At 44.3% G+C, this 5,711-nt stretch carries 2 tRNA genes and 3 rRNA genes; all 5 read right to left on the reverse strand.

Annotated elements, in window-relative coordinates:
- Positions 1–176 precede the first annotated feature (176 nt).
- Positions 177–295, reverse strand: a 5S ribosomal RNA gene (rrf, locus tag CVS81_RS09675).
- A 133-nt stretch (positions 296–428) separates the two neighbouring features.
- Positions 429–3,333: ribosomal RNA gene (locus tag CVS81_RS09680) — 23S ribosomal RNA — on the reverse strand.
- Between the two features lie 433 nt (positions 3,334–3,766).
- A tRNA-Ala gene (locus tag CVS81_RS09685) sits at positions 3,767–3,842 on the reverse strand.
- Between the two features lie 12 nt (positions 3,843–3,854).
- Positions 3,855–3,931: transfer RNA gene (locus CVS81_RS09690), tRNA-Ile, on the reverse strand.
- Between the two features lie 94 nt (positions 3,932–4,025).
- Positions 4,026–5,536 (reverse strand): 16S ribosomal RNA (locus tag CVS81_RS09695).
- Together the 16S, 23S and 5S rRNA genes with 2 tRNA genes alongside form the textbook arrangement of a ribosomal RNA operon.
- Between the last annotated feature and the right edge of the window lie 175 nt (positions 5,537–5,711).

The raw sequence follows: 5,711 nt of genomic DNA on the forward strand, positions 1-5,711 counted from the left end.
ATAAATTTAAAAAGACAATCAAACCAATAACATAAAAACAAATATAAAAAATTTACTATATTTAATCAATAAAACCTAATTAAAAAGTAAAAACTAATATTTTACACTTATACAAGAAGCAACAATTATAAAAAACCAAGATTAATAATATAAGAATTAAAGCAGATAAATAACAAAGCCCGCAACGACCTACTTTTCCAACATCCCAGTAAGGGAGAGTATCATCAGCCAGGACGAGCTTAGCTTCTTGGTTCGAGATGGAGCAAGGCGTTTCCTCGTCTGTATAGTCACGGGCAGTGTTAAATAAAAGATATACTATATAAATCTCTTATTTAACACTACTAGATAAAGTTAAAAGTCATAAACAAAGTTCTATAAAAACATATCTTATTAAGTTTTTATCCTTAACAAGGAAGTGATGCTTATTAAAAGATAAGCAGACGAGCTATTAGTACTGGTCAGCTAAAGGACTTTCATCCATTACACACCCAGCCTATCAAACACATAGTCTATATGAGCTCTTAAAAGAAGATTCATCTTGGAGTTGGCTTCCTGCTTAGATGCTTTCAGCAGTTATCACATCCCAACATAGCTACCGAGCGGTGCCCTTGGCAGGACAACTCGTACACCAGTGGTTGGTTCGACCCGGTCCTCTCGTACTAGGGTCAACTCTCCTCAATCTTCTTGCGCCCACGGCAGATAGGGACCGAACTGTCTCACGACGTTCTGAACCCAGCTCGCGTACCGCTTTAAATGGCGAACAGCCATACCCTTGGGACCTGCTCCAGCCCCAGGATGCGATGAGCCGACATCGAGGTGCCAAACCTCCCCGTCGATGTGAGCTCTTGGGGGAGATCAGCCTGTTATCCCCGGGGTACCTTTTATCCTTTGAGCGATGGCCCTTCCACACAGAACCACCGGATCACTAAGACCGACTTTCGTCTCTGCTTGACGTGTATGTCTCGCAGTTAAGCTGGCTTATGCCTTTATACTCTACGAACGATTTCCAACCGTTCTGAGCCAACCTTTGTAAGCCTCCGTTACATTTTGGGAGGCGACCGCCCCAGTCAAACTACCCACCAGACATTGTCCTACTTGAGGATAACTCAAGCTAGTTAGCTATCAGAATAAAAAAGAGCGGTATCTCAACAATGGCTCACCATAAACTGGCGTCTATGGATCAAAGCCTCCCGCCTATCCTGCACATTTTTATCCCAATAGCAGTGTCAAGCTGTAGTAAAGGTCCACGGGGTCTTTCCGTCTTGCCGCGGGTAGGAGGAATTTTCACCTCCACTACAATTTCACTGGATCCCTCTTCGAGACAGCTCCCATCTCGTTACGCCATTCATGCAGGTCGATATTTAATCGACAAGGAATTTCGCTACCTTAGGACCGTTATAGTTACGGCCGCCGTTTACTCGGGCTTCGATCAAACGCTTCGCAGAGCTAACGTCATCAATTAACCTTCGAGCACCGGGCAGGCGTCACACCCTATACATCCTCTTACGAGTTAGCAGAGTGCTGTGTTTTTGGTAAACAGTCGGGAGGGACTCTTTGTTGTAACCTTCAATGCTTACGGAGTAAATCCTTCACAAAGTTAGGCACACCTTATACCGAAGATACGGTGCTATTTTGCAGAGTTCCTTGAAGAGAGTTCTTCCACGCGCCTTAGAATACTCATCCCACCCACCTGTGTCGGTTTACGGTACGGGCAACTATAACTAAACTTAGAAACTTTTCTTGGCTCGACAGTATCAAGGATTTACGATTCATTCCGAAGAACTTCACGCACCTGTAAGGCCTCGGCTTAAAGGAGTTCGGATTTGCCTGAACTCCAACCTGCACCTTTCGACCAGCACTACCATCCGCTGGCTCCTCTAACTCTAAGCGTCCTTCCATCGCACATTATAGTTGGCATTGGAATATTAACCAATTTTCCATCGCATACCCCTTTCGGACTTTGCTTAGGACCCGGCTAACCCTACGATGACGAGCATCGCGTAGGAAACCTTGGGTTTACGGCGTTGGGGATTCTCACCCCAATTATCGCTACTCATGCCTGCATGCTCACTTGTATTCGCTCCAGCACTCCTTACCGGTATACCTTCAACGCAAATACAACGCTCTCCTACCACTTAGTAAAACTAAGTCTAAAGCTTCGGTACTCATTTTAGCCCCGTTATATTTTCCGCGCAGAATCACTAGACCAGTGAGCTATTACGCTTTCTTTAAAGGATGGCTGCTTCTAAGCCAACCTCCTGGTTGTTTAAGTAACTCCACATCGTTTTCCACTTAAATGAGATTTAGGGACCTTAGCTGTTAGTCTGGGTTGTTCCCCTCTCGACGACGGATTTTATCACTCGCCGCCTGACTGCCATGATTACACACTAGGTATTCGGAGTTTGATAGGGTTTGGTACATTGGTGTATGCCCTAGCCCATTCAGTGCTCTACCCCCTAGTGTTACTACATGACGCTATACCTAAATATATTTCGGAGAGAACCAGCTATCACGATGTTTGATTGGCCTTTCACCCCTATCCACAAGTCATCCCATAGCTTTTCAACGCTAGCGGGTTCGGTCCTCCACCGGCTCTTACACCGGTTTCAACCTGCTCATGGATAGATCACATCGTTTCGGGTCTGCAACGTCTGACTAAACGCCCTATTAAGACTCGCTTTCGCTACGGCTCCGGGTTTCCTTAACCTCGCCAGACATCACAACTCGCAGGCTCATTATGCAAAAGGCAGTCCATCACCCTGATAAATCATAGGGCTCTGAATGATTGTAAGCAAATGGTTTCAGGTTCTATTTCACTCTGATCACCTCAGTTCTTTTCACCTTTCCCTCACGGTACTTGTGCACTATCGGTCTAGTAGTAGTATTTAGGGTTGGATAGTGGTCTACCCAGCTTCAGACAGAATATCACGTGTTCCGCCCTACTCAGGATACTGCTAAGTAAAACAAAGCTTTCATATACGGGGGTATCACCCTCTGTGCCTAACCTTTCCAGGTTGTTCTATTAGCTAAGTTTAGTCTATATTGCAGTCCTACAACCCCACTAGTAAACTAGTGGTTTGCCCTCTTACGCGTTCGCTCGCCGCTACTAGCGTAATCTCTTTTGATTTCTTTTCCTGAGGGTACTAAGATGTTTCAATTCCCCTCGTTCGCTCCGTTATACGGTAACTAATATCTCTATTAGTTGGGTTGCCCCATTCAGAAATTCCCGGATCAAAGCCCCTTGACGGCTCCCCGAGACTTATCGCAGCCTGGCACGTCTTTCATCGCCTCTACTAGCCAAGGCATCCACCACTTGCTCTTTGTAGCTTACCTTTTCTATATTAGATTATTCTAATTCGCATCACTTCCTTGTTAAAGATAACTTTATGTTACTACACTTAAATTCTAACTCTCAAGACGGAAAGCATTGACTACTATTTAGATAAGTTTTAAATCCTAAATAGATTGTGATGTCAAACTTTTGCATTAAATGCAAAGAGAATAGAAAATTAAATCTTTAACAAGTCCTGTAAAATTGTTTTTAAAACTTGCTTGTGACTATTAACAATATTAATTAAAAGAACATTTAGACTTCGCAGACTAGCAAGCTAGCCTTTACGACCAAAGAGTTATACCCTTTGGAAACCCCTAAAGCACAAAGTTGCTTTCGGCAACTTCGTAATCAATAAAGATTAAGACGCTTAAAAGTCTAAAGTAAATGTTTCTTAAAACACTTAATATAGACTTTTACTGTTAAACTATTTTATGGTGGAGAATAGCGGGATCGAACCGCTGACCTCCTGCGTGCAAAGCAGGCGCTCTCCCAGCTGAGCTAATTCCCCAATTAAATTCTCTGGTGGGCCTAACAAGACTTGAACTTGTGACCTCACCCTTATCAGGGGTGCACTCTAACCAGCTGAGCTATAGGCCCCTATAGGTCTATCAATCTTTCAAAACTAAACAAGGATGATTGAGAATATCTTTCTTATAGATATCTTGTGAGAGAATATCTATATGTACTCTAGAAAGGAGGTGATCCAACCGCAGGTTCTCCTACGGTTACCTTGTTACGACTTCACCCCAGTCGCTGATTCCACTGTGGACGGTAACTAATTTAGTATTCCGGCTTCGAGTGAAATCAACTCCCATGGTGTGACGGGCGGTGAGTACAAGACCCGGGAACGTATTCACCGTAGCATGGCTGATCTACGATTACTAGCGATTCCGGCTTCATGGAGTCGAGTTGCAGACTCCAATCCGAACTGGGACATATTTTATAGATTTGCTCCATCTCGCGATATTGCTTCTCATTGTATATGCCATTGTAGCACGTGTGTCGCCCCGGACATAAGGGCCATGATGACTTGACGTCGTCCACACCTTCCTCCTCCTTACGAAGGCAGTCTCATTAGAGTGCTCAGCCGAACTGTTAGCAACTAATGACGTGGGTTGCGCTCGTTGCGGGACTTAACCCAACATCTCACGACACGAGCTGACGACAGCCGTGCAGCACCTGTCTTAACATTTCTGCAAGCAGACACTCTTCTATCTCTAGATGATTTGTTAGATATCAAGTCCGGGTAAGGTTCTTCGCGTATCTTCGAATTAAACCACATGCTCCACCGCTTGTGCGGGTCCCCGTCTATTCCTTTGAGTTTTAATCTTGCGACCGTACTCCCCAGGCGGTATACTTAATCCGTTAGGTGCATTACTGCCAAGACTAGCTTAGCAACAACTAGTATACATCGTTTAGGGCGTGGACTACCAGGGTATCTAATCCTGTTTGCTCCCCACGCTTTCACGCATTAGCGTCAGTTGAGTTCCAGCAGATCGCCTTCGCAATGGGTATTCCTGGTGATCTCTACGGATTTTACCCCTACACCACCAATTCCATCTGCCTCTCCCTCACTCTAGATTATCAGTTTCCCAAGCAGTTCTATGGTTAAGCCATAGGATTTCACAAGAGACTTGATAATCCGCCTACGCGTCCTTTACGCCCAGTGATTCCGAGTAACGCTTGCACCCTCCGTATTACCGCGGCTGCTGGCACGGAGTTAGCCGGTGCTTATTCGTTAGGTACCGTCATTGTTCTTCCCTAACAAAAGGAGTTTACGCTCCGAAAAGTGTCATCCTCCACGCGGCGTTGCTGCTTCAGGGTTTCCCCCATTGAGCAATATTCCCTACTGCTGCCTCCCGTAGGAGTCTGGACCGTGTCTCAGTTCCAGTGTGACTGATCATCCTCTCAGACCAGTTATGCGTCATAGCCTTGGTGAGCCATTACCTCACCAACTAGCTGATACAATATAGCCTCATCCTACACCGAAAAACTTTCCCTATCTAACTTATGTTAGAGAGGAGTATAGAGTATTAGCAGTCGTTTCCAACTGTTGTCCTCTAGTGTAGGGCAGATTAGCTATACATTACTCACCCGTGCGCCACTAACTCATAAGAGCAAGCTCTTACTTGTCCGTTCGACTTGCATGTATTAGGCACGCCGCCAGCGTTCACTCTGAGCCAGGATCAAACTCTCCATATTAATTACCTATCTATATAGATAGGATTTTTATTATGAAGTTTTTAATCAAAAAAACTTTTAGTTTTTATATTAGTTTGTCTAATCTATTATTTAATCATAATAGACTGGCTCAATCGATCACTTGTTTAGATTTCAAAGATTGACTAATAGTTTAACAATTGTAAGTTAAAAGAAC

This window comes from Campylobacter concisus, assembly GCF_003049065.1.
Classification (GTDB): Bacteria; Campylobacterota; Campylobacteria; order Campylobacterales; family Campylobacteraceae; genus Campylobacter_A; species Campylobacter_A concisus_BE.